This window comes from Collinsella aerofaciens (genome assembly GCF_040910325.1).
In the GTDB taxonomy this organism is placed as follows: domain Bacteria; phylum Actinomycetota; class Coriobacteriia; order Coriobacteriales; family Coriobacteriaceae; genus Collinsella; species Collinsella aerofaciens_BL.
In genome coordinates this window covers 1-21,790 of sequence record NZ_JBDGAV010000018.1, presented here as the reverse complement: position 1 = coordinate 21,790, position 21,790 = coordinate 1, and the positions used below count along the sequence as shown (strand labels likewise).

Genomic DNA, 21,790 nt, shown 5'->3' with positions numbered 1-21,790 from the left:
GCACTTACGCCTCCTTCTTGGTCGAAGCAACAGAGCTGGCGGTGGCGGGCGCAGCGCCAGCGACACCACCCGCCACATCAAAGCGAGCGACATCGGCGGCGTCGGCGCGACCGGTCACAATGTCAAACGCCAGCTCCTCTGCCTGCGCATGCGTCTTGCCGGCAGCCTCGGCGGCGGCGACAATCGCCAGCACGCGCTCGTACTCGGTTGGAATGACCTTCACAAAGTGCTTGCTCATCGTCTCAAAGCTGTAGAGCAGCTTAATGCCGCGCGGGCTCTGCGTCGCGTCCACGTGCTCCTGGACGAGCGCACGAATCTGCGCCAGCTCACCGGCCGTCGGGGCTTTAAGCTCAACGCTCTCGTGGTTCACACGGGCATCGAGCGTGCCGTACTGGTCAAAGACGTAAGCCACGCCACCCGTCATGCCGGCGGCGAAGTTCTGCCCGACCTCGCCCAGGATGAGCGCCAGACCTCCCGTCATGTACTCGCAGCCATGGTTGCCGCAGCCCTCGACCACCACCGTGGCACCGGAGTTGCGTACGCCAAAGCGCTGGCCGGCCAGGCCGTTAATGAAGCCGCGGCCACTCGTAGCGCCAAAGAACGCAACGTTGCCCACGATGATGTTCTCGTCGAACTTGTAGGTCGCATGCGGGTTGGGGCGCACCGACACCTCGCCGCCCGAAAGGCCCTTGCCAAAGTAGTCGTTGGCGTCGCCGCACACGTTGAGCGTAATGCCGCGCGGCAGGAAGGCGCCAAAGCTCTGACCGGCCGAACCATCGCAATCGATGGTGATGGAGCCGGCGGGCAGGCCCTCGGGATGCGCCTTGGTCACCGCGTTGCCCAAGATGGTGCCCACGCAGCGGTTGACGTTGGCGATATCGGCGCGGAAGCGAATCGGACGCAGGTGCGCACGGGCATCGGCCGTATAGGGCACAAACAACGTGGAGTCGAGCGTCTTTTCGAGCTCGCTGTCCGCAGCCATCTGGGGCAGGAAGTGACGGCCGTCGGCACCCGGGATGTGGGCACCAAACTCACAGGTCGCGCTCGCCAGCACGGGCGACAGATCCAGCAGGTTAGCCTTGCGGTTGCCCGGGACCTCAATCTGGCGCAGGCACTCGGGATGGCCGACCATCTCGTCGACGGTGCGGAAGCCCAGGCTCGCCATGACCTCGCGCAGCTGCTCGGCAACAAAGAGCATAAAGTGCTCAACGTGCTCGGGCTTGCCGCGGAAGCCGCGACGCAGGCGGCAGTTTTGCGTCGCGATGCCGGCCGGGCAGGTATCCTGCTGGCAGTCGCGCTGCATGAGGCAGCCCATCGAGATGAGCGGCATGGTCGCAAAGCCAAACTCCTCGGCACCCAGCAGGCAGGCGACGGCAACATCGGTGCCGTCCATGAGTTTGCCGTCGGCCTCGAGCACCACGCGCGAGCGCAGGCCGTTTTGCAGCAGCGTCTGCTGGGCCTCGGCAAGGCCAAGCTCCAGCGGCAGACCGGCGTGCCAGATCGAATCGCGCGCCGCAGCACCGGAGCCGCCGTTGTGGCCGCTGATCAAGATCTTGTCGGCGGCACCCTTGGCCACACCGGTGGCGATGGTGCCGACGCCGGCCTCGCTGACCAGCTTGACCGACACGCGTGCGCCGGGGTTGGCGTTCTTAAGATCGAAGATAAGCTCCGCCAGGTCCTCGATGGAGTAGATGTCGTGGTGCGGCGGAGGCGAGATCAGGCCGATGCCGGGCGTGGACTGACGGACCTCGGCGATCCAGGGGTAGACCTTCTTGCCGGGCAGGTGGCCGCCCTCGCCGGGCTTGGCGCCCTGGGCCATCTTGATCTGAATCTCAAAGGCGCTGCACAGGTAGCGGCTCGTCACGCCAAAGCGCGCGCTTGCCACCTGCTTGATGGCGGAATTCTTGGAGTCACCGTTAGCCAGCGGGGTCTCACGGCGCGGATCCTCGCCGCCCTCGCCCGAGTTGGAACGGCCGTGCAGGCGGTTCATGGCGATGGCCATGCACTCGTGTGCTTCCTTGCTGATGGAACCGTACGACATGGCGCCGGTGTTAAAGCGGCGAACGATGTTGAGCGCGGGCTCGACCTCGTCGAGTGCCACCGGGGTGCGGCCGCCGGCATCAAAGTCCAGCAGGTCGCGCAGGCGCACGGCACGGCCGGTGCGGTGCAGGCGGGCGCTGTACTCCTTAAAGGTGTCGTAGCTGTCCTCACGGCAGGCGGTCCGCAGCAAGTAGACAGTCTGCGGATCGATGAGGTGATCCTCGCCGCCGAGCGGGCGCCACTTGGTCAGACCCAACGTGGGCAGCTGATCGGGAGCCGGGCTCTTAAGGATAGCGAGCGCGGCGTCGTAGCGCTCATTCTGCTCGCGCTCGACGTCCTCGACACCCATACCGCCCACACGGCTCACCGTGCCGGCGAAGTACGCGTTGACAAACTCCGGCGTAAAGCCCACGGCCTCGAAGATCTGCGCGGAGTGGTAGCTCTGCACCGTGGAGATGCCCATCTTGGACATGATGGAGACGATGCCGGCGGTCGCAGCCTTGTTGTAGTTGGCGATGCCCTGCTCGGCTGTCACGTCCAGATCGCCGTGCGCCGCCAAGTCGCGAATGCACGCATGCGCGTTGTACGGATAGATGCCGCTCGCGGAGTAGCCCACCAGCGCCGCAAAGTCGTGCGGGGACACGGCGTCGCCACACTCCACCACGATGTCGGCAAAGGTACGCACGCCGGCACGGATCAGGTGGTTGTGCACGCAGCCCACGGCGAGCAGCGACGGCACGGGCACCTCGCCCGCAGCGGCACGGTCGCTCAGCACCACGATGTTCACGCCATCGCGAACCGCAGCCTCGACGTCTTCGGCAAGCTGCTTGAGCGCAGCCTGCAGCGCGCCCTCGCCGGCATCGCGGCGGTAGACGGCACGGAAACGGCGGGTCTTAAAGCCCACGCGGTCGATGGCGCAAATGCGGTCGAACTCCTCCTCGCTCAGCAGTGGGCGCTCCAGGCGAACCAGCTGGCAGGCCGTACGAGAGTCCTCGAGCAGGTTGCCGTGGTTGCCCAGGTAGAGCGTGGTCGAGGTGACCATATGCTCGCGAAGGGCGTCGATGGGCGGGTTCGTGACCTGGGCGAACAGCTGATAGAAGTAGTCAAAGAACGAGCGCGTCTTCTTGGACAGGCAGGCCAGCGGCGCATCGATGCCCATCGAGGCGAGCGGCGCCTTGCCCTGCTGGGCCATGGGACGCACGACTTCGTCAACATCATCCCAGTGATACCCGAGCTTGGCCATGCGCACGGCGGCGGGCACCTCGGTATCCTCGGCGGGCGTGGGCGCGACGGGCTTGTCGAGCGCGTCGACGGTCAGCGTCTCCTCGGCGATCCAGTCGCGATAGGGCTTTTCCTTGGCGTAACGAGCGCGCAGCTCGTCGTTGTAGATCACGCGGCCGCGGGCAAAGTCGACCTCGAGCATCTGGCCCGGCCCCAGACAGCCGCTCGTCAGGATGTTCTCGGGGCTCACCTCGATGGTGCCCGCTTCGCTTGCCAGCATAAAGTGACCGTCGCGCGTCACATAGTAGCGGGCGGGACGCAGGCCGTTACGGTCGAGGGCGGCACCCAGTGTGCGACCGTCGGTAAAGGCGATGGCCGCCGGGCCATCCCACGGCTCCATGAGCATGGACTGGTAGGCGTCGTAGGCGCGGCGCTCCTCGCTCAGACTGTCGTTGTGGTCCCACGGCTCGGGCAGCAGCATGGACGCGGCACGAGTGAGCGGACGGCCGTTCATGACCAGGAACTCGAGTACGTTGTCCAGAATCGCGGAGTCGGAACCCTCGCGGTTGATGATGGGCATCACGCGCTCAAGATCATGTTGCAACACGGGGCTGTACAGGTTGGGTTCGCGAGCGCGGATCCAGTTGACGTTACCCTTGAGGGTGTTGATCTCGCCGTTGTGAATGATAAAACGGTTGGGGTGCGCACGCTCCCAGCTGGGCGTGGTGTTGGTGGAGTAGCGCGAGTGGACGAGCGCCACGGCCGTTTTGACGGCGGCGTCGTTGAGATCGATGAAGAAGCGGCGCATCTGCGTGGCGACCAGCATGCCCTTGTACACGATGGTGCGCGAGCTCATGGAGCAGACGTAGAAGATCTTGTCGCGCAAGGCGAACTCGGCGTCGGCCTTCTTTTCGATGGTGCGGCGGCACACATACAGGCGGCGCTCGAAGGCGTCGCCGGCGGGCGTGTCGTCGGGGCGGCCCAGGAAGGCCTGCAAGATTGTGGGCATGCAGGCGCGGGCCGTCTCGCCCAGGTCGTGCGGGTCGACGGGCACCTCGCGCCAAAAGAGCAGCGGCACGCCGGCCTCGGCGCAGCCCTCCTCAAACACGCGACGGGCATCCTCTACGCCCTTGTCGTCCTGCGGGAAGAACAGCATGGCCACGCCATAGTCGCCCTCTGCCGGCAGAATCTGGCCGCACTTTTGAGCCTCTTTACGGAAAAAGTGATGCGGAACCTGGAACAGGATTCCGGCGCCGTCGCCGGTGTTCTTCTCGAGTCCGGTGCCGCCGCGGTGCTCCAAGTTGACCAGAATGGACAGTGCGTCGTCCAGGATCTGGTGATGGCGCTCACCGTTGATATCGGCAAGCGCGCCGATGCCACATGCATCGTGGTCGAATTCGGGGCGATAAAGGCCCTGCTGCTGAGCGGAATCTGCCTGCATCGCGATCCTCCCCTAGATATTAGACAGTCAGTTGAATAGGCATACTAGGAGCATCGCCGGCCCGTTGTGTTTCCCGCCCGTTTCGAAACAATCGCGTAACGCACACCCTACGAGTGGACACCGCCAACCTCAAGGGCGACAACATAGGCCCCAAGTTCGGCCTGTATGCTCACCGCTTCAAACATCTCAATCTGTAACAGGAAGACCCAATTTCGACGACTAACTGTTACAGATCAAGATGTTTTCGAGAGACGGTTCCGAATGTCTCGATCTGTAACACGAAGGGCCGGTTTTGGCGGTCAGCTGTTACAAATCGAGATTTTCCATAGGACCATTTCTTCCTGTCTTGATCTGTAACACCTAGACCCAATTTCCATCCCTGGTTGTTACAGATCAAGACATTTCGGTAAACCCCCTTTCACCATCCTATTCAAATACAACAATTTTGTTAGTCTTGGTTAACTTTTAGCCTAAAACGAGTATCCTTTGCGGCGTCAAACAAACGGCACGCAGGAGCTCACCATGCCCAACCATCTCAAACATCATTTTGGCTCCCGGCGCACCGGCGGTCACGGAGGCCTAGACATTGCGCGGCGCATCGGCCCCGGGCTACTCGTGACCGTCGGCTTTATCGATCCGGGCAACTGGGCCTCAAATATGGCCGCGGGCTCGCAATTTGGCTACGCGCTGCTGTGGGTGGTCACGCTGTCCACGGTTATGCTCATCGTGTTGCAGCACAACGCTGCACACCTGGGTATCGCAACGGGCGCCTGTCTTGCCGAAGCCACGACGCGCTACCTCCCCCGTTTCGTTGGGCGCACGGTGCTCGCCAGTGCCTACCTCGCGACCATCGCCACCGCTATGGCCGAGATCCTGGGCGGCGCGATCGCGCTCCAGATGCTCTTTGGACTGCCCGTGCGCGCCGGCTGCGTCATCGTGGCCGCGGCATCGATGGCAATGCTCATGACGAGCTCCTACAAGCGCGCCGAGCGATGGATCATCGCCTTCGTAGGCGTGGTAGGACTCTCGTTTTTGGCTGAGCTTACGCTGGTCAAGGTCGACTGGCCGCAGGCCGCCGCAAGCTGGATCACACCCAGTATGCCCACCGGCTCGGCCGCGATTATCGTAAGTGTCCTAGGCGCGGTCGTTATGCCTCACAACCTCTTCCTGCACTCCGAGGTCATCCAATCCATGCACTTCGAAGGCCAAGGCGAGCAGATTATCGAGGAACGTCTGCGCTACGAGCTCTTCGACACGCTCTTTTCGATGGGCGTGGGCTGGGCGATCAACTCGGCCATGGTCATCCTGGCCGCAACGACCTTCTTTGCGCATGGCATTGTCGTAGACGACCTCGCCGTCGCAGCGGACACGCTCTCCCCCATTCTGGGCCCGGCAAGCTCGACCATCTTTGCGGTGGCACTGCTGTTTGCGGGCATATCGAGTAGTGTGACGGCAGGCATGGCGGCAGGCACCATCACCGCGGGCATGTTCGACGAGGAATACGACATCCACGACCGACATTCCTCGATCGGGGTGGCGGCCTGTTTCGCCGGCGCAGTGGCGGCGTGCTTGGTCGTCCCGAATCCTTTTGAGGGTCTCATTTGGAGTCAGGCGCTGCTGTCTCTTCAGCTGCCGATTACGGTCTTTGTGCTCATACGGCTCACCAGCTCACGCCGCGTCATGGGCAAATACGCCAACTCGCGCCCGCTCAACGCGCTGCTCGTAGGGATCGGCGTCATCGTGACGATTCTTGATGTCGTGTTGTTGACAGGGATGTAATGGGGCGGGGCACCTACCCAGGCAAACGTCTCGATCTGTAACATCTAGACACGCTTTTGATGTCTAGATGTTACAGATCGAGATTATTCCGAGGGACAGCTCCGTTTGTCTCAATCTGTAACACATAGACCCCGTTTTCACTGCTAGATGTTACAGATTGAGATCTTCTGCCGGACGGTTTTGGTTTGTCTTGATCTGTAACAAGTGGACCCAATTTCCGCTTCTAGATGTTACGGATTAAGACAAAAAGTCGGCCGGACTCACGACAGGCAGGATCGGCTAACAGCAGCCGTGATCCCTTGGGGACGGATAAATCAAAAGGGTCCCGGCCGGAATATCCAGCCGGGACCCTTGGACAGAGCTCTGTATGGCTAATCGCCGTGTGTCTACGAGTTACTCCTCGACGAGCTCAAACTCATCGGGGCCGACGCCGCAGACCGGGCATACGTAGTCCTCGGGCAGCTCGGGCGTGTCGACCTCAACCTCGTAACCGCAAACGGTGCACACAAACTTATACGTCTTCTTCTCCTCAGCCATGATGTTCTCCTCTCGAACGTGACTGCTGGTGTACTTGCTTATTAATATATATTCTCAATAACATAATGCAAGTATTTTTAGAACATTTCTAGCCTTGATACGACGAGGCTTTGGGCGGCGTCTTGCCCTTTAGTACCTTGTGATAGTAGTCGTACGTCAGTGGCGTCTCGTCGCTCAGGCGCTCGGCATCCTCGACCTCGCCAATAAACAGCAGATGCGTGCCCACATCCACAGTGTCGATCAAATGGCAGCTAAACAGCGCCGCCGCGTGCTCGGGCACATAGGGCATGCCCAGAGTGGTCTCGTGGGTCTCATACTTGGCAAACTTGTCGTAATCGCTGCTGGTGCGGAAGCCAAAATTGCCGATATAGAGCATGTCGGCGGTCTGGTCAATCACGGTCAGCGCAAAAGCCTTAGCCGATGCGATGACGCCGGACGTGACATTTTCCTTGTTCACGGCAATCGAGATGCGCGGCGGGGCGGATGTCACCTGCACCGCTGTGTTGATGACGCAGCCGGCACGCAGCCCGTCCGCCGCGGCGCTCACCACGTACAGGCCACTCGGCATGGTAAAGAACGCAGTTTTGTCCATAACGATCACTCCCCTAGCTCGGGTTGGAACCTCATGGATGTATGTACCCACAAAAAAGGCGACGCCCATAACGGACGCCGCCTTTGAGACATATGTGTCAGAACAGTAAGAAAGATGAGACGCCCGCAGTTGCGGTGAAATAGGGACTGAATAGTCCCTCAATCAGGCAAAACAGTCCGTATTCCACCGCAACTTATGAAGGGTGGTCAGCGATTGCGCTCTTTGAGGGCGCGGTCGATCTCGCGTTGGACATCACGCTTGGCCAAGTCCTCGCGCTTGTCGTAGAGCTTCTTGCCGCGACCCAGACCCAGCAGCAGCTTTACGCGGCCGTCGGTATTAAAGTAGAGTTCCAACGGAACCAGCGCATAACCACGGTTGCGAAGTTTGCCGTCAAGAAAGTCGATCTCCTTGCGGTGCAGCAGCAGACGACGCCGACGATCGGGATCGCGATTCCACACGCCACCATGGCTATAAGGGTGGATATGCAGTCCGACGAGCCAGCACTCGCCGCCACGAATCAGCGCAAAAGTGTCAGTGATCTGACAGGCGCGCTCGCGAATCGACTTGACCTCGGTGCCGCTCAGCTCAATACCGCACTCAAACGTCTCATCGATAAAGTACTCGTGATGTGCCGAGCGATTCTTGGAAATGAGTTTGCGCTCGCGCTTACTGGGCATCGCCGGCCTCCTTGGCTCCATCGGCGTTTGAGCCCGCAGCCTCACGCTTTGCCTTGCGCTCGGCATTGAGCTCGGCATCGCTCTCGCGCACCAGTTTGATAATCGCCGCGCAGGCCTCCTCGCCCACCAAGTCGCGAGCACGCACCGTCAGGCGCGTCGCCTCCTGCTTGTCGCCGTCGCTTGCAGCATCGGTCGCGCACATAATCAGGCAGATGGCAATCTCGGCCGAAGGCGAGGTCGGCACGCCTTGCAGGGCCAGTTCACCCATCACGTGGTCGTCGCTCTCATCAGCGGCATCCGGATAGGTGGTATGGATCTTGTTGAGCAGGCGCGTCGTATGCGCATCGTTGGGCGCCAGGCGCAGCGCCAGACGCGCGCAGCCCACGGCAGCCGAAACGTTCTCGGTCTCGGGCTCCAAGAAGTACTGACCTAGATTGGCGTAAGCGCGGGCGGCGCACTTGCCATCGCTTGCACGCTCCAGCACCGAGAACGAGAGCGATGCCCATTCCTGCTTGTCCTCGAGTGCGCGGAACAGCTCGGCCAAATCCAAGCGATAGTTGCAGTTCATGGGGTCCCAACGCACAGCCTGCATCAGGGCATTACGAGCGCTCACATAATCCTGCTGGCGAATGTAGGCAAACGCCATGTCAGAGTACAGGCGGTCAAACGGCACCTCGACCTGCACGAGCTCGCGCGGATCCTTCTCCACGCGGCGATAGGCCAAGCGCTCAAACTTGCTATCGAAGCTAAAGTATTGACGCTTCTCCTCCGTCTTGCACTCAGCATCAATATACTCCTCGGCGAGCTCCACCAGACGCTCCAGCAGCGGCGTCGCCGTAGCCAAGTCGCCCTGCGCCAGATAGTTCTCGGCGTACGTGATGTCTTGCAAGCTGATGGGCAGATCCATGGCTACTCCTCGATCTGAGCGAAACACGGCAGGCGCCGTATATACGGTCAATACACAAAACCCGGGTCTCTTACGAGGCCCGGGCGTTCAATTTTGGTAGCCCGTACCAGATTCGAACTGGTGATCTCCGCCTTGAGAGGGCGGCGTCCTAAACCGCTAGACGAACGGGCCATATGTAGCAAATGCAATGGCTGGGATGGAGGGAGTCGAACCCCCATTGACGGAACCAGAATCCGCTGTCCTGCCATTAGACGACATCCCAATGACTGCATCGCTGCGCTCGGCTGTGCCTTTGCGCAAGAAAGAAATATACGGGAAGTCTCGCCGTGACGCAAGCCCCAATTTTGACTTTTTTGAAATTCAGTCAAATTGGCCTAATTTAGTCCAACCCGTGAAGGACCTGTGAAGCCGACCGCTGTACACGAAGGGCAAAACGCCGCGAGCGGTAGCCGTCAACCGTTGGCAGATTCTACCGCGAAAACGATAGCACCAGGCAACACAATCGAAGTATCAATGATCGCGTAGATATCGAGGCGCCATGGACGAAGAGCTTGATTACCTATGGGAGACCCTGGGCCTCGAGATCACTGCTGACCTTTGGCCCGAACGGGACAAAATCCATCCCACACTGCGCCCCGCCATCACGGTGATGCAGGCAAAATACCGCCGTGCATCCTTTTTGATCATGCGGATGTCATGGCACGCGGGACTCCCCGACCTTAAACGAATCCAGGCAAGCCTCGTCGAGCTGTCCGGTATGCCGACCGTCATATCCGAGGCACACCTGGAGCAGCGCCAGCGTGAGCGACTGCAACAGCAGCGGATTCCCTTTATCTGCCCCGGTATTCAGGCATATCTGCCCTTTATGGACGAGGAGTACTGGAGCGGCAAGCCCAACAAACACGTAAAGGTCTACGATCCGCACGAATGGGCACAGCTGGCGGACTGACTGGGGCAGGCCCGCCGGCGGAAAGTGCGTCCCAGATTTCAAGCTCAAACTGGTCCCTACTTTCCCGTCGAGCCCTCAACCGGAAACCGTGTCCCACAATCGAAGCTCAGAATGGGACGTGCTTTCCGCAACCGGCCACTTTGGGAAAGCGCATCCCATTCTGGAAGCGAATTCCGGGTCGCACTTTCCGCAGCCGCTACAGCAACGCCTCGGCCCAAGCCGATTCCCTAAAGCCGGGAATCGCAAAGTCGTCGCCCACCAGCAGCGGACGCTTGACCAGCATGCCGTCGGTCGCCAGCAGCTCGTAGCACTCCCGATCCGTCATGCCCGCATCCAGACGCGCCTTCAGGCCCAGCTCTCGATATTTCATGCCCGACGAATTAAAGAAACGCCGCACCGGCAGCCCCGAACGAGCAACCCAGGTCGCAAGCTCATCAGCCGTGGGATTATCCAAAACGATATCGCGGTCGATATACTCAACCCCATGTTCGTCCAGCCATGCCTTGGCCTTCTTACAGGTCGAGCACTTGGGATATTCAACAAACAGTACGGTCATGGGAATCCTCCGAATATAGATCGGCCAACGCGGGCACACGCCACACGAGGCGCCTTCGTATGATGGGCCAATTGTAGCCCACGGGTCACACGCTAAACGAACCGTACCCCGAATCCGCGTTTGATGAACGGCAGTAGCTCCATTGCCTCGGGCGTGATATGGCCCGCAACGTTCATGCGCTCGTCACCGGGAAGATCGACCCGCGCAATCTCAAGCTCGCCTTCGTAGCGCCCATATCCGCTATTGCTCACAGCGATCGACCCCGCCTTTCGCGGCAGGCCGGCTCCGGCATCCGTCGGCACGGAATCCGGCTTAAGCGTCGTACGTGACTCCTGAGACCTAAAGATGAGGACGCTCGAGTCGGGCCGGTCGTGATGAATCTGCCCGCGCGCATAGGCATAACCGGGCTCAAGCTCGCATTGCAGGTCCACGTATCCGGCGGAAACTTGAGCAAACTGCGCCCAGCCCGCATCGGATAGATCGGGGTCGCCGACCAACACAATGTCGCAATCGGCGCCATGTGCAAGCTCAAGCATGTTAAGGGCAACCTTTGACGCGCGACCGCGCTGCGCCTCGACCGTCGGCAGTCCCTCGAATACCGGCCCGCGAACGTTAGCATCACCCGGCACAAAAGCCATGATTTCGAATCCAAGCGCCGCAAGACGAAGATTCACCCGAGCAATATCCTCCAGAGCTAAACCGGTATAAGGCTTGGGGTAAAAATTGTGGCAGGCGGCAAAACGAGTCACATCGGCACCGGCCTCACGCCACGATGCGATTTCATCAGAACTCACTGTCGATGCATTGACCACAATGCGAAATACACCGGACAGCTCCGCGACCCGCTGGGCGCTAAAGCCATAGTCCAAACGAAGGTATTCCAACCCCAGATCGCGCAGGTCCTCGATGCGCTCAAGCCCGAGCAAATCGCACGTGCGAGGCCCCACATCGGCAATGAGCGCAATGCCGCGGGCGGAAAGCAGCGACAGCACATGACGGACCTTATCGGCATACGCCGCTCCCCCATCCTCGGGAATATGCAGCGAGGTGAACGCATAGCGCGCACCCGCCGCGGCACCACGCTCAATCGTCCGCTCAATATCCTGCAAAGGGCTGGAAAGATAAATCGAAATACCCGTTTTCACGCTTCAACGCTCCTTTAAAAAAGGCCGGCGGAGCAGCTAGCCCCGCCGGCACAACCATAACATCAAGAAATCTGCCGCGCGCCGCGAGCTCTGAGCAACACGGCTCGCGATATCAAACTACTCGCCAAAGAACTCGTTGATCTTCTGCTCGTCGACGCCAAAGAACCACGTCAGGACAAAGCCGGCGGCATAGGCAAGCAGCATAGCGGCAACGTAGCCGAGCTGCTGGCCAGGAACGACGATCAGCAGGCCAAACAGACCGGAAACGCCCTGAGAAACCGTGCCGATGTGAAGCAGCGCCGCGAGCGCGCCGCCAAATCCGGCACCCAGGCAGGCCGTCACAAACGGACGAACGAGCGGCAGCGTAACAGCATACATCAGAGGCTCGCCCACACCCAGGATTCCAACGGGGATGGACTCGGCGACGTACTTCTTGAGCTTGGCGTTCTTGGTCTTAAAGTACAGCGCCAAACCGGCACCGACCTGGCCGCCGCCAGCCATCATAAGGATGGGAAGCAGGTAATTGATACCCTTGGTAGCGCCGTCGGGATCGTTGAGCATAGCGTGGATCGGCGTGAGCGCCTGATGCAGGCCGACGGACACCAGCGGCAAGAAGCCTGCCGACAGGATATAGCCGCCCAGGACGCCCAACTTCTCGAAGATAAAAGTCAAAACGCTAAAGATGGCAGTCGTCAGCCATGCGCCAACCGGCTGGATGACGAGCATCAGAGCAAAGGCGCCGATGATGAGCACCAGCAGCGGGGACAGGAACGTGTCGAGTGCGTTGGGCATAACCTTGCGAATCTGACGCTCCATCCAGGCAAAAAATGCACCAGCGATGAGAGCCGCGATCATGCCGCCCGCTGCGGGGTTGTACTGCGCATTGGTGAGCGGCAGCAGAATGGCAGTGGCAGGATCAGCCGCGCCAGGCGCAAGCAGGGGCATGGCACTGTTGGCGATACACATCATGCCGGCGATGCCGCCCAGCGCAGCGGAGCCACCAAACTCACGTGCCGCGTTATAGCCCACCAAGATGGGCAGATAGGCAAACAGGGCCCAGCCCATGGAACGAATGCCCTGGTACCACCACTCGCCTGCAAGCGCGCCTGCCGTCGAGACGTTAATGACGTTGCAGATACCGTTGATGAGGCCAGCCGCAATGATGCCGGGAAGCAGGGCGACGAAGACATTGGAAATCTTCTTGAGGAAGGCCTGAACCGGCTTGGACTCGTACTTGGCCTTCTGCGCGGCCTTGTTCGTGGCCGCAGCGTCAACCACGCTCTCGTCGGCAACGCCTTTCGCAAGGCCGGTGAGCTTGGAGAACTCCTCGAGCACCTTATTCACCTTGCCCGGACCCAGCACGATCTGCATCGTGTCGTCCTCGACCAGGCCCATCACGCCGTCGAGCGCCTTAATGCCCTCCGTGTCGACGTTGCCCGCGTCTTTGACGGTCACGCGCAGGCGCGTCATGCACGCCGCGTTTGCCAGCACGTTGTCTTTACCGCCCAAAAGGTCCAGCAGCTTTTGAGCCAGCTCTTTGTTCGTCATAACTCCTCCTTGTATTGGGTATCTCGTCTGGATGTCATATCAGCTCACGCCGCGCACCTATTGGGCATCGGCATTGCTCTTCTCATGGCCACTCACCGCAGCACGGACATGGCCTCGCGCCCGCTCAAGAGCCACCGCAGCCTGCTCGGCATCGCAGTCCAGCAGTACCGAGACAATAGCGGTTTTTACGTGGCCGCCGGCATCTGCAAGCGCCTGAACGGCGCGCTCGCGCGTGCAGCCGGTCGCCTCCATCACGATGTTCTGGCCGCGCACCACCAACTTCTCGTTCGTCTGCTGCACATCGACCATCAGGTTTTGGTATACCTTGCCAATCTTGACCATGGCACCGGTCGAAATCATGTTGAGAATGAGCTTTTGAACCGTTCCCGCCTTGAGCCTCGTTGAGCCGGTCAGCACCTCGGGACCGGGCACGGGCTCAATGGCAAGATCTGCGCTCTCCCCGATCTTCGACCCTTGGTTGCAGGCAATTGCAATGGTCTTGCACCCAGCTGCCTTGGCGTACACAAGGCCGCCCACCACATAAGGAGTACGACCGCTTGCCGCCAGGCCAACGACAAGATCCTTGTCCGAGAGTCCACGCTCTCGCAGGTCGTTCGCGCCAAGCTCATCGCTGTCTTCGGCACCTTCGACAGCCTTGATAAACGCCGTCTCGCCTCCGGCAATGAGCCCGACAATCAGATCGGGTGACACGCCAAACGTGGGCGGACACTCCGAAGCGTCGAGTACGCCCAGACGACCGCTGGTGCCTGCGCCCATGTAAAAGACGCGCCCGCCGCGCTCGAGTGCCTCAGCAGCCCAGTCGATTGCTGTGGCAACCTGGGGCAACACTTTCGTGACCGACTGGACGGCACGAAGATCCTCATCGTTCATCGTCGTGACGATTTGCAGCGATGTCATCGTATCGAGGTCCATTGACCTTTGATTACGCTGTTCGGTCGTGAATTTTGTTAAATCGAGCATTTCATTCACCTCATCTTTCCTGTTTCTCGATGTAGTTTTGCTTAATGACATGCGTCGCCCGTTCGTAGTCGCTGGCAACGTAAGCAGCGTACAGGGCATCGACAACCATAAGCTGGGCCATACGCGAAGCCATGGCACCGCTGCGGACCAAGGGTTCACTCGCAGCAACGCCGAGCACGGCATCGGCCATGGTGGCAAGCTTGGATGATCCATCTACTTTGGTAACGGCCACAACGGGACAGTTGTGACGTTGAGCCTCGACGGTGCAGTCCAGCACCTCTTGCGTCAAGCCCGAGTAGCTAAAGGCGATTGCCATATCGCCCTCATGCATGTTCTTGGCACATAAGAGCTGATCATGCCAGTCGTCGTACAGATGGCACTCTTTGTCGACACGCATGAGCTTTTGCGCCAGGTCGTGCGCGACCAAACGAGAGGCACCAATACCGAACAGATTGACCGCGCGTGCCCGCTTAAGACGGGCCGCGCATCGCTCCAAGACGGTGTAATCGAGCGTTCGCGCCGTCGCCTCGATCGTGCGCACGTTGCTTTTCATCACCTTCCCCACGATACGTTCGACGCTGTCATCCATGGAGATGTCCTCGAGGGCTACGTCTTTCTTGTCACCTAAGAGCGCCAGCTCGGCAATCAGTTCGCGCTGGAACTCCTTGTAGCCCGCAAAACCCAAACGCTTGCAAAAGCGCAAAATGCTCGAGGGCGAGGAGAACGTGACATCGGCAAGACCGCGGACGGACAGCCCGACCACCTCGTGCGGATGAGCGCTTACATATGCGATGACATTGCGTTCCGCCGGGCACGCGCTGAGCTCACGCTCGCGAAGCCGCAAAAGCAATCCGTTTGCCATCTCAAACACCTCCGTTGAGAAGAATTAAAGACCAACGAACGATTCGTACCGGATACAAACAGCTTTTGCGGTACATTGTGCCGCATCGTGGCGCACAAAGGGCGAGCGTTCTACCGCTCGCCCCTCAAATCCGACCGCTCGGAAATACGCGCGACACAAAATAATTCAACAAGGTCGCATTATCAGAAACGGGTTTGTTACCGGCTAGCGCCTCGCATGGGCGCCGATCGGCCGAGTCGCATGGCGCACCAACGCCGCTGCCAGCAATACCAACAGCATGGCGGTGACATAGCCCGCAGCATCGAATCCTAAATCGATAACGTCGAAATGCCTGCCGGGAACAAAGATCTTATGTACCTGATCGCCAACGGAGCAGGCGGCGCAAAAGAGCAATACGGGCACGCAACGAGAGCATACGCTCCACGGGCGCCTGGAAAGGCAAACCACGACCACGGAGGCGAACAATCCGACGAAGAAAAACTCTACGGTATGGGCAACGCGACGGACGTTCGTGCCCACCCACATGCGAATGGAAGCAAGTCGGCCAGACCGGACATTCGAGGCAGCCGAATCGGTGCCCCCGGTCATTCCGTTCTCCGCCTGAGCTTCACCCGTGGCATCGACAGCCTGAACGCCCGTAGCCTGGCCCTCCACCACACGCGCGGTGGACTCGCTCAGCAACGACGTCTCCACCGCATTTTGCTCCGTCAGCACCCAGATGCCCGCCAGCGTTGCAGCGAACAGAACGATCGCGGTCCATCCGATTATTTGTTTTACGCGCGCCAAGGGCCAACCTCCTTTTTTGAATATCAGCGAGTGTAGCCCCAAATGGCATCGTCACCGTATCAAAATTTGAATCGCAACAGGAAGCGACAAAGCGACGCAAACCCCTACCCCGCCTCGCGCATCCAGCGATCGAACGTCCCCACGCACACGCCCAGGCACTTTGCCGCCTGGCTGCGGGTAATATCGCCCGCCTCATAGCTATCGCGCACCAGCTCAAACTGAGGAGGGCACGGCTTGCGAGGTCGACCGAAACGGACCCCTCGCGCCCGCGCCGCTGCAATTCCCTCCGCTTGGCGCCGATGGATATTCTCGCGCTCTACCTGCGCCACGTAGCTCAGCAGTTGCAGCACAATATCGGCAATCAGGACGTTGGTCACATCCGGCGCGCCGCTGGCCCTAGCGCGCGTGTCAAGCAATGGCATGTCCAACACCACAATGGCAACCCCGAGCTCCTTGGTAATGCGTCGCCATTCCTCAAGAATCTCGGAGTAATTACGGCCAAGTCGGTCGATAGAAAGCACCACCAGTACGTCCCCGTCTCCCAGGACGTGCAGCAGCTCGCGATAACGCGGTCGATCGAAGTCCTTGCCGCTCGCATGGTCGGCATAAATATTCGCCGAGCCCACGCCATAGGCGCCCAGCGCATCCAGCTGCCGATTAAGGTTCTGATCGCGCGAACTCACCCGCGCATAACCGTACACCGTCGCCATCTCATCCCCGCTTTCTTGTAAACCTGCCAAAAAGGGACAGGTTTATTTTGGTAGGTTTTACCTCTCAAATAGCAGGTAAGCGGGCGGCCGAGCAGACGGCAAGGTAGCCACGATTCAAATGCGAAGGGCGGTCCCGAAAGGCCGCCCTCCGCTCTCTCGCCACGAGTCGGGATTTAGCTAATGGATAAGCTTAAAGTCCAAGTGCCCACGCGTGGTATTGACGCGCGAGACCTCGATAATCACGCGCTGCCCCAGCTCGTAACGGGTGCCCGTGTCGGCACCTGTGAGCGTTAGCGCGTCCTCGTCGAACTCGAACCACTCGTTGCCCAGGCTCTTAATTGAAACCAGGCCCTCGACCTGTGTTAGGTCCAAGCGCACAAAGAGGCCCATGCTGCTAACCCACGAGACGGTTCCGGCATAGCGCTCACCCAGACGGTCCTCATAGTACTGGGCAATCTTGATCTTTTGCGTCGCATGGCTGGCGGCATCTGCCGCGCGCTCGGCATCGCTACATGCGCGGCAGATCTGCGGCAGAATGCGCGGCAGCGACTCGCGCCCCTTACCGATCAGCCGCGGCGTACGGACCAAGGCGTCCTTGCCGCCGAGCTGCTCATAGGCCAACTGCAGTTTGAGCACGCGGTGCACCACCAGATCGGGGTAGCGACGGATGGGACTCGTAAAGTGACAGTAGCACGGCGCGGCGAGCGCAAAGTGGCCCTCGTTGCGCGGCTTGTACAGCGCGCGCTGCATGCTGCGCAGAAGCAGCGTGTTGACGAGCGGTGCGTTGGCCGTACCGGCGGCAGCATCAACTGCAGCCTGCAGCTCATCGGGGCTCCCCAGGGCAATACCGGCAGCACGGCGATCGTCGATGATGCCTAGCTGCGCCAGCGCAACGGCAGCACCGTGCAGGCTATCGGGGCTCGGATCCTCATGCACACGATAGCAGGCCTCGATATCACGGTCTGCCAGCCACTCTGCAACGCACTCGTTGGCGAGCAGCATGGCTTCCTCGATAAGCGACGTGGCACACGAACGCTCACGCGCCACAATCTGCACGGGCACTCCGTCCTCATCCAATAGAGCGCGAATCTCGGCTGTGTCAAAATCGACTGAGCCGCGGGCGCGACGAATACGACGGCGAAGTTCGGCGAGTTCGTTAGCGGCGACAAGGAAATCGCCGAGGTCGATGTTGTAGCCGCGGGCGGCCTCCTCGCACGCAAGACCGCGCTCAAGCGCTTCCTCGCGCGAGGTCTCGGCAGCCGCAACATCCTCGGCTGCACCCTCCAGCACCGAATACTCAACCGCGCCGGCACGCACCAGCAGCGCCTCGGCGCCGTCATAGTCCATACGCACACGCGAGCGAATCACGCTGGGATACGGATCGTAATGCCGCACGCGACCCTGCGCATCGAGCTCGATATCGACGGTAAACGCAAGACGGTCCTCGTCAGGGCGAAGCGAGCACAGGTCACAGGACAGGCGTTCGGGCAGCATGGGAAGCACGCGATCGGCCAGATACACCGATGTCGTACGATGGCGAGCCTCAAGATCGATATGCCCGTCCCAAGCCACATAGTGTGAAACGTCGGCGATATGCACACCCAGCTTGTAGCCACCCTCGGGCGTGCGCTCCAACGAAATGGCATCGTCAAAGTCGCGCGCGTCGACCGGGTCGATCGTGATGACAAAGCGGTCGCGCAGATCGCGGCGGAGCGGGTCCTTAAGCGCCGCGGACACATCGAGCGAAAGCCCCTCGGCCTCGTCCAGCGCGGCCTCGGGATAGCTATCGGTATAGCCGTAACGCGCCATCACATATTGAACGCCCAAATCGGGCGCGTCATCTCCGCCAATGCGGCGTTCGATCGTCACGGTACCCGATTCCAGGCGCGTCGGGTAGGTCAAAATGCGCGCGACAACGGCATCACCCGGGTGAACGCCCAGACGATCCGCCGAGGTATCCTCGGGCAGAATGAAGAAGTCGACCTTCAAACGCGAATCGAGCGGCTCAATCACACCGAGCGGACCGGCGGTCTGGTACGTACCCACTACGCTTATGGCTGCGCGCTCAACCACACCCTCGATCACGGCGCGCCGCTCACCGTGCGGGCTGTTCTTAATGCTCACGGCAACGGTATCACCGTCCATGATCTCACGCTTGCCGCGACCCATGACCTTGTAGTCGCCGTTTTCGGTTACAACGTAGGCACTGTGCTCATGGAGCTGCACGCGCCCGGTCAGGCTCGGACGACGTTCGCTGCGTACCGGCCCGCGCTTATTGCGAGCTCCACGCTTATGCTTGTTATTGCGCCCCATGGCGCCTCCTAACTATCGATTGCCGTTTACATCCCAAGAGTCTACCCAAATGATCCCTAGGGGACAAAAAACGGGCCGCCCCATAAGAGACGACCCGTTGGAAGGGATGAATTCCAGGCATGCCTACACGCGCAGGTAGCGACGCATGGCGATGGCAGAACCAAAGAGGCCGATAATCACGCCGACCAGAATCAGCGCAGCATAGGTCACCAGGTAGTACTGCATCGGCAGGGCAAACGACATCCAGCCGATGCTCTCCTGCAGACGCGGAATCATCAGATTGCGCAGCAGCTCCAGAACGCCGATGGAAAGCAGCGAGCCCAAAATGGCCTGCAGTACGCCCTCGGTGATAAACGGGCCGCGAATGAAGCCGTTGCTGGCGCCGACCAGACGCATAATCGCAATCTCACGACGACGCGCCGTGATGGATAGGCGAATCGTGTTGTTGATGAAGATGAAAGCGATAAAGGTCAGAAGGCCAACGAGCACCACGGCGGCGATGCGGATATAGTTGGTCACCTGGAACAGGCGGCTCACTTCCTCCTGGCCGTACAGCACGCTCGCGTTGACGTCGCCGTCATCCGCGATCTTCTGGAAATCGGCATCCTTCTTGAGCTTTTTGGCCGTGCTCTCGACCTTGGACGGATCGTCCATCTCAATTGCAAACGAAGCCGGCAGCGGGTTCTGGCCATCGAGTGCGCTCATGGTGGCGTCGGCGTTGCCCGACATCTTGCTCGTATACTCGGCCAGCGCGTCGTCCTTGTCCTTATAGGTAACGGACTTGACGTTATTCCATGTCTTAAGCTCGGCCTCAAAAGCCTGAACATCGGCCTGATCGGCGTCATCGCTAATGAACGCGTTGATGACAACCTGATCCTCGACGGTGCCGATCACGGAGTTCAGCATCGCGGAGCCCATGATGAACAGGCCGATGATAAACAGCGAAAGGAAGATCGTGATGACGGCGCCGAGCGAGGTAGTCCAGTTACGGAAGAAGTGGCTGATTGCCTCTTTGAAGGAGTAGCCCACGTTAGTTGGTGCCATAGTTGCCGTAACCTCCCCTCTCCTGGTCGCGGATAACGTGGCCGCCCTCGAGGGCGATCACGCGACGGTGCATGCTATCGACCATCTCGCGGTCGTGCGTGGCGACGATCACGGTGGTGCCGGTGCGGTTAATACGCTCGAGCAGCTTCATGATGCCCAGCGAGATCGCCGGGTCGAGGTTACCCGTGGGCTCGTCGCAAATCAGCAGCGGCGGACGGTTGACCATAGCGCGGGCGACGGCAACGCGCTGCTGCTCGCCACCGGAAAGCTGGTCGGGCAGCGAGTCCATCTGATCGGCCAAACCGACCAGACGCAGCACCTCGGGCACCTGGCTGCGAATGACGCCCTTGGGCTTGCCGATGCACTGCAGGGCAAACGCCACGTTTTCGTAGGCGGTCTTTTGCGGCAGAAGCTTAAAGTCCTGGAACACGGCGCCAATCTGGCGGCGCAGGAACGGAACCTTGCGGTTCTTGATCTTCATGAGGTCCTGACCGGCAACCAGGATGCGGCCACTCGTCGGCTTGACGTCGCGGTTGAGCGTCGACAGCAGCGTGGTCTTACCCGAACCGGAGTGACCGACCAGGAAGACGAACTCGCCCGGATAGATCTCGATGTTGATGTCGTCGAGTGCAGGCTTGTTGGGCTGTGCCGGATAGATCTTGGTGACATGCTCCATAAGGATAACGGGCTCGACACCGGCCTGCTTGGCCATCTTCTTGCGGCTGGCCTGCGGATCGATGGGCGCAAACACCGACGTAAAATCGGGGTTGTTGAGCGCGTTATCGAGGCTTGCGACCTCGGCCGCCTGATCGCTCTCGACCACCGGGGCAGCAGGCTGCGTGGGGTCGGGAATAGCGGCAAAGAGACCGGACTGCGCAGGCTGAGGAGCCGGCGTCGCAGGGGCCATGGGGTCGGGAATGCCGGCCATGGTAGGCTGCGGCGTGGCGGCACCAGCCTGAGGCTGCTCCACGCGAGCGGTCACGGCCTGAACGGGCTCAAAACCCGCCGTGCCGGAAAGCGCGACATCGCTGGTTGGATTGTAGGCAAAGGGATCGGATGCCGGCTGTGCCTGATCTGCCGGCTGAGCGGGGGCCTGAGCAACAGGCTGGCCCTCTGAATCCGGAGTGGCGAAACGACTGCCCTGGACGCCTGCCTGCGTCTTGGGGGCATCATCGCCCGCACCGGAGGTACGGAAGTGGTTACCCACTGGTGCTCCTTATCGTCGTGCGTTTAAACTACATGAGCGCTTTATATTTTAGCAGCATTAGCTTTGCTGCACATAAGAAGCATGGCGTGCTTAGGGATCCCGTCGGCCGGGCACAGGGCTACTCTCCAAATCGTCCTCGGACATGTCGGAGCCCCCGCTGCGCGCTTCGCGCTGCGGGGGCTCCTCCGTCCTGCGGAAAGATTTGGAGAGTAGCCCTGTGTCCGGCCTGCGGTAACTAAGGGGTCGCCGCGTTTTACTTGGGGTGCTGCATATACAAAGTTGGAAGGGTCTGAATTGCGCTTTGTCGATATATGCCCTTTTCCCTGATGGGACCGTGCTTGAGGGGCGTCTTCATAAGTTGCGGTGAAATAGGGACTGTTTTACCAGTTAAAAGGTCTAATCAGTCCTTATTTCACCACAAATCAGAACCACCCTTAAAAAGGGTGGTTTGCTCTTAGGGTATAACCCACGGGCTCCGGGCTCGCGTCTAAAGGC

General features: G+C 60.3%; 17 protein-coding genes and 2 tRNA genes. 2 read left to right on the top strand and 17 right to left on the bottom strand.

What is annotated here, in order from left to right; all coding sequences use genetic code 11:
* Nucleotides 1–4 precede the first annotated feature (4 nt).
* Nucleotides 5–4,702: a glutamate synthase large subunit gene (gene gltB / locus AB5Z25_RS07950; protein ID WP_368135251.1), complete on the bottom strand. Its 4,698-nt coding sequence runs from the start codon at nucleotides 4,700–4,702 to the stop codon at nucleotides 5–7.
* A gap of 522 nt (nucleotides 4,703–5,224) precedes the next feature.
* Between gltB and AB5Z25_RS07945 the strand changes: the two genes are divergently transcribed.
* Nucleotides 5,225–6,481: an Nramp family divalent metal transporter gene (locus AB5Z25_RS07945; protein ID WP_368135250.1), complete on the top strand. Its 1,257-nt coding sequence runs from the start codon at nucleotides 5,225–5,227 to the stop codon at nucleotides 6,479–6,481.
* A 393-nt stretch (nucleotides 6,482–6,874) separates the two neighbouring features.
* Here the strand turns inward: AB5Z25_RS07945 and AB5Z25_RS07940 are convergent, their stop codons facing one another.
* The 6 genes from AB5Z25_RS07940 to AB5Z25_RS07915 form a co-directional block, all read right to left on the bottom strand.
* Complete coding sequence (locus AB5Z25_RS07940; RefSeq protein ID WP_006235327.1) at nucleotides 6,875–7,018, bottom strand: rubredoxin-like domain-containing protein; 144 nt, start codon at nucleotides 7,016–7,018, stop codon at nucleotides 6,875–6,877.
* Between the two features lie 88 nt (nucleotides 7,019–7,106).
* Nucleotides 7,107–7,610, bottom strand: coding sequence for a flavin reductase family protein (locus tag AB5Z25_RS07935; protein WP_368135249.1), 504 nt, complete (start codon nucleotides 7,608–7,610; stop codon nucleotides 7,107–7,109).
* A gap of 206 nt (nucleotides 7,611–7,816) precedes the next feature.
* Nucleotides 7,817–8,287: an SsrA-binding protein SmpB gene (smpB, locus tag AB5Z25_RS07930; RefSeq protein WP_368135248.1), complete on the bottom strand. Its 471-nt coding sequence runs from the start codon at nucleotides 8,285–8,287 to the stop codon at nucleotides 7,817–7,819.
* Nucleotides 8,277–9,194, bottom strand: a complete 918-nt coding sequence (locus AB5Z25_RS07925; protein WP_006235324.1) for a tetratricopeptide repeat protein — start codon at nucleotides 9,192–9,194, stop codon at nucleotides 8,277–8,279. Before AB5Z25_RS07925 ends, smpB begins: the two co-directional genes overlap by 11 nt.
* Before the next feature lie 94 nt (nucleotides 9,195–9,288).
* Nucleotides 9,289–9,365: transfer RNA gene (locus AB5Z25_RS07920), tRNA-Glu, on the bottom strand.
* A 17-nt stretch (nucleotides 9,366–9,382) separates the two neighbouring features.
* Nucleotides 9,383–9,456: transfer RNA gene (locus AB5Z25_RS07915), tRNA-Gln, on the bottom strand.
* Between the two features lie 276 nt (nucleotides 9,457–9,732).
* On the opposite strand from AB5Z25_RS07915, the gene AB5Z25_RS07910 reads away from it, so the two are divergent.
* Nucleotides 9,733–10,143, top strand: coding sequence for a hypothetical protein (locus AB5Z25_RS07910; protein ID WP_368135247.1), 411 nt, complete (start codon nucleotides 9,733–9,735; stop codon nucleotides 10,141–10,143).
* A gap of 196 nt (nucleotides 10,144–10,339) precedes the next feature.
* On the opposite strand, the gene AB5Z25_RS07905 is transcribed toward AB5Z25_RS07910, so the two are convergent.
* The 10 genes from AB5Z25_RS07905 to ftsE all read right to left on the bottom strand — a co-directional run bounded on the left by AB5Z25_RS07905 (nucleotide 10,340) and on the right by ftsE (nucleotide 21,295).
* Nucleotides 10,340–10,699: an arsenate reductase family protein gene (locus tag AB5Z25_RS07905; protein WP_368135246.1), complete on the bottom strand. Its 360-nt coding sequence runs from the start codon at nucleotides 10,697–10,699 to the stop codon at nucleotides 10,340–10,342.
* A 92-nt stretch (nucleotides 10,700–10,791) separates the two neighbouring features.
* On the bottom strand, nucleotides 10,792–11,844 hold the full coding sequence (locus AB5Z25_RS07900; RefSeq protein ID WP_368135245.1) for a MupG family TIM beta-alpha barrel fold protein: 1,053 nt from the start codon (nucleotides 11,842–11,844) through the stop codon (nucleotides 10,792–10,794).
* Between the two features lie 117 nt (nucleotides 11,845–11,961).
* Entirely contained in the window at nucleotides 11,962–13,392 is a 1,431-nt protein-coding gene (locus AB5Z25_RS07895) for a PTS transporter subunit EIIC (RefSeq protein ID WP_055310344.1), read from the bottom strand.
* Nucleotides 13,393–13,449: 57 nt separating this feature from the next.
* Nucleotides 13,450–14,373, bottom strand: a complete 924-nt coding sequence (gene murQ / locus AB5Z25_RS07890; RefSeq protein ID WP_368135244.1) for an N-acetylmuramic acid 6-phosphate etherase — start codon at nucleotides 14,371–14,373, stop codon at nucleotides 13,450–13,452.
* Between the two features lie 10 nt (nucleotides 14,374–14,383).
* Nucleotides 14,384–15,235 carry a MurR/RpiR family transcriptional regulator gene (locus AB5Z25_RS07885; protein ID WP_271759124.1) on the bottom strand — a complete coding sequence of 284 codons (852 nt, stop codon included), beginning with the start codon at nucleotides 15,233–15,235 and terminating at the stop codon, nucleotides 14,384–14,386.
* 204 nt (nucleotides 15,236–15,439) lie between these two features.
* Nucleotides 15,440–16,021 carry a VanZ family protein gene (locus tag AB5Z25_RS07880; protein WP_195544903.1) on the bottom strand — a complete coding sequence of 194 codons (582 nt, stop codon included), beginning with the start codon at nucleotides 16,019–16,021 and terminating at the stop codon, nucleotides 15,440–15,442.
* 104 nt (nucleotides 16,022–16,125) lie between these two features.
* Nucleotides 16,126–16,731 carry a recombinase family protein gene (locus AB5Z25_RS07875; protein ID WP_055285671.1) on the bottom strand — a complete coding sequence of 202 codons (606 nt, stop codon included), beginning with the start codon at nucleotides 16,729–16,731 and terminating at the stop codon, nucleotides 16,126–16,128.
* A gap of 177 nt (nucleotides 16,732–16,908) precedes the next feature.
* Nucleotides 16,909–19,044 (bottom strand): ribonuclease R family protein, encoded by a 2,136-nt coding sequence (locus AB5Z25_RS07870; protein ID WP_368135243.1) that lies wholly within the window; start codon nucleotides 19,042–19,044, stop codon nucleotides 16,909–16,911.
* A 123-nt stretch (nucleotides 19,045–19,167) separates the two neighbouring features.
* Entirely contained in the window at nucleotides 19,168–20,088 is a 921-nt protein-coding gene (gene ftsX / locus AB5Z25_RS07865) for a permease-like cell division protein FtsX (RefSeq protein WP_117769462.1), read from the bottom strand.
* Nucleotides 20,075–21,295: a cell division ATP-binding protein FtsE gene (gene ftsE / locus AB5Z25_RS07860; protein WP_117634797.1), complete on the bottom strand. Its 1,221-nt coding sequence runs from the start codon at nucleotides 21,293–21,295 to the stop codon at nucleotides 20,075–20,077. The genes ftsX and ftsE overlap by 14 nt, the downstream gene beginning before the upstream one ends.
* Nucleotides 21,296–21,790 lie beyond the last annotated feature (495 nt).

What these genes read in the sequence shown, in the direction of transcription:
- gltB (WP_368135251.1), bottom strand. Translation starts at nt 4,702, where the DNA reads ATGCAGGCAGATTCCGCTCAGCAGCAGGGCCTTTATCGCCCCGAATTC.
- AB5Z25_RS07945 (WP_368135250.1), top strand. Translation starts at nt 5,225, where the DNA reads ATGCCCAACCATCTCAAACATCATTTTGGCTCCCGGCGCACCGGCGGT.
- AB5Z25_RS07940 (WP_006235327.1), bottom strand. Translation starts at nt 7,018, where the DNA reads ATGGCTGAGGAGAAGAAGACGTATAAGTTTGTGTGCACCGTTTGCGGT.
- AB5Z25_RS07935 (WP_368135249.1), bottom strand. Translation starts at nt 7,610, where the DNA reads ATGGACAAAACTGCGTTCTTTACCATGCCGAGTGGCCTGTACGTGGTG.
- smpB (WP_368135248.1), bottom strand. Translation starts at nt 8,287, where the DNA reads ATGCCCAGTAAGCGCGAGCGCAAACTCATTTCCAAGAATCGCTCGGCA.
- AB5Z25_RS07925 (WP_006235324.1), bottom strand. Translation starts at nt 9,194, where the DNA reads ATGGATCTGCCCATCAGCTTGCAAGACATCACGTACGCCGAGAACTAT.
- AB5Z25_RS07910 (WP_368135247.1), top strand. Translation starts at nt 9,733, where the DNA reads ATGGACGAAGAGCTTGATTACCTATGGGAGACCCTGGGCCTCGAGATC.
- AB5Z25_RS07905 (WP_368135246.1), bottom strand. Translation starts at nt 10,699, where the DNA reads ATGACCGTACTGTTTGTTGAATATCCCAAGTGCTCGACCTGTAAGAAG.
- AB5Z25_RS07895 (WP_055310344.1), bottom strand. Translation starts at nt 13,392, where the DNA reads ATGACGAACAAAGAGCTGGCTCAAAAGCTGCTGGACCTTTTGGGCGGT.
- murQ (WP_368135244.1), bottom strand. Translation starts at nt 14,373, where the DNA reads ATGCTCGATTTAACAAAATTCACGACCGAACAGCGTAATCAAAGGTCA.
- AB5Z25_RS07885 (WP_271759124.1), bottom strand. Translation starts at nt 15,235, where the DNA reads ATGGCAAACGGATTGCTTTTGCGGCTTCGCGAGCGTGAGCTCAGCGCG.
- AB5Z25_RS07875 (WP_055285671.1), bottom strand. Translation starts at nt 16,731, where the DNA reads ATGGCGACGGTGTACGGTTATGCGCGGGTGAGTTCGCGCGATCAGAAC.
- AB5Z25_RS07870 (WP_368135243.1), bottom strand. Translation starts at nt 19,044, where the DNA reads ATGGGGCGCAATAACAAGCATAAGCGTGGAGCTCGCAATAAGCGCGGG.
- ftsX (WP_117769462.1), bottom strand. Translation starts at nt 20,088, where the DNA reads ATGGCACCAACTAACGTGGGCTACTCCTTCAAAGAGGCAATCAGCCAC.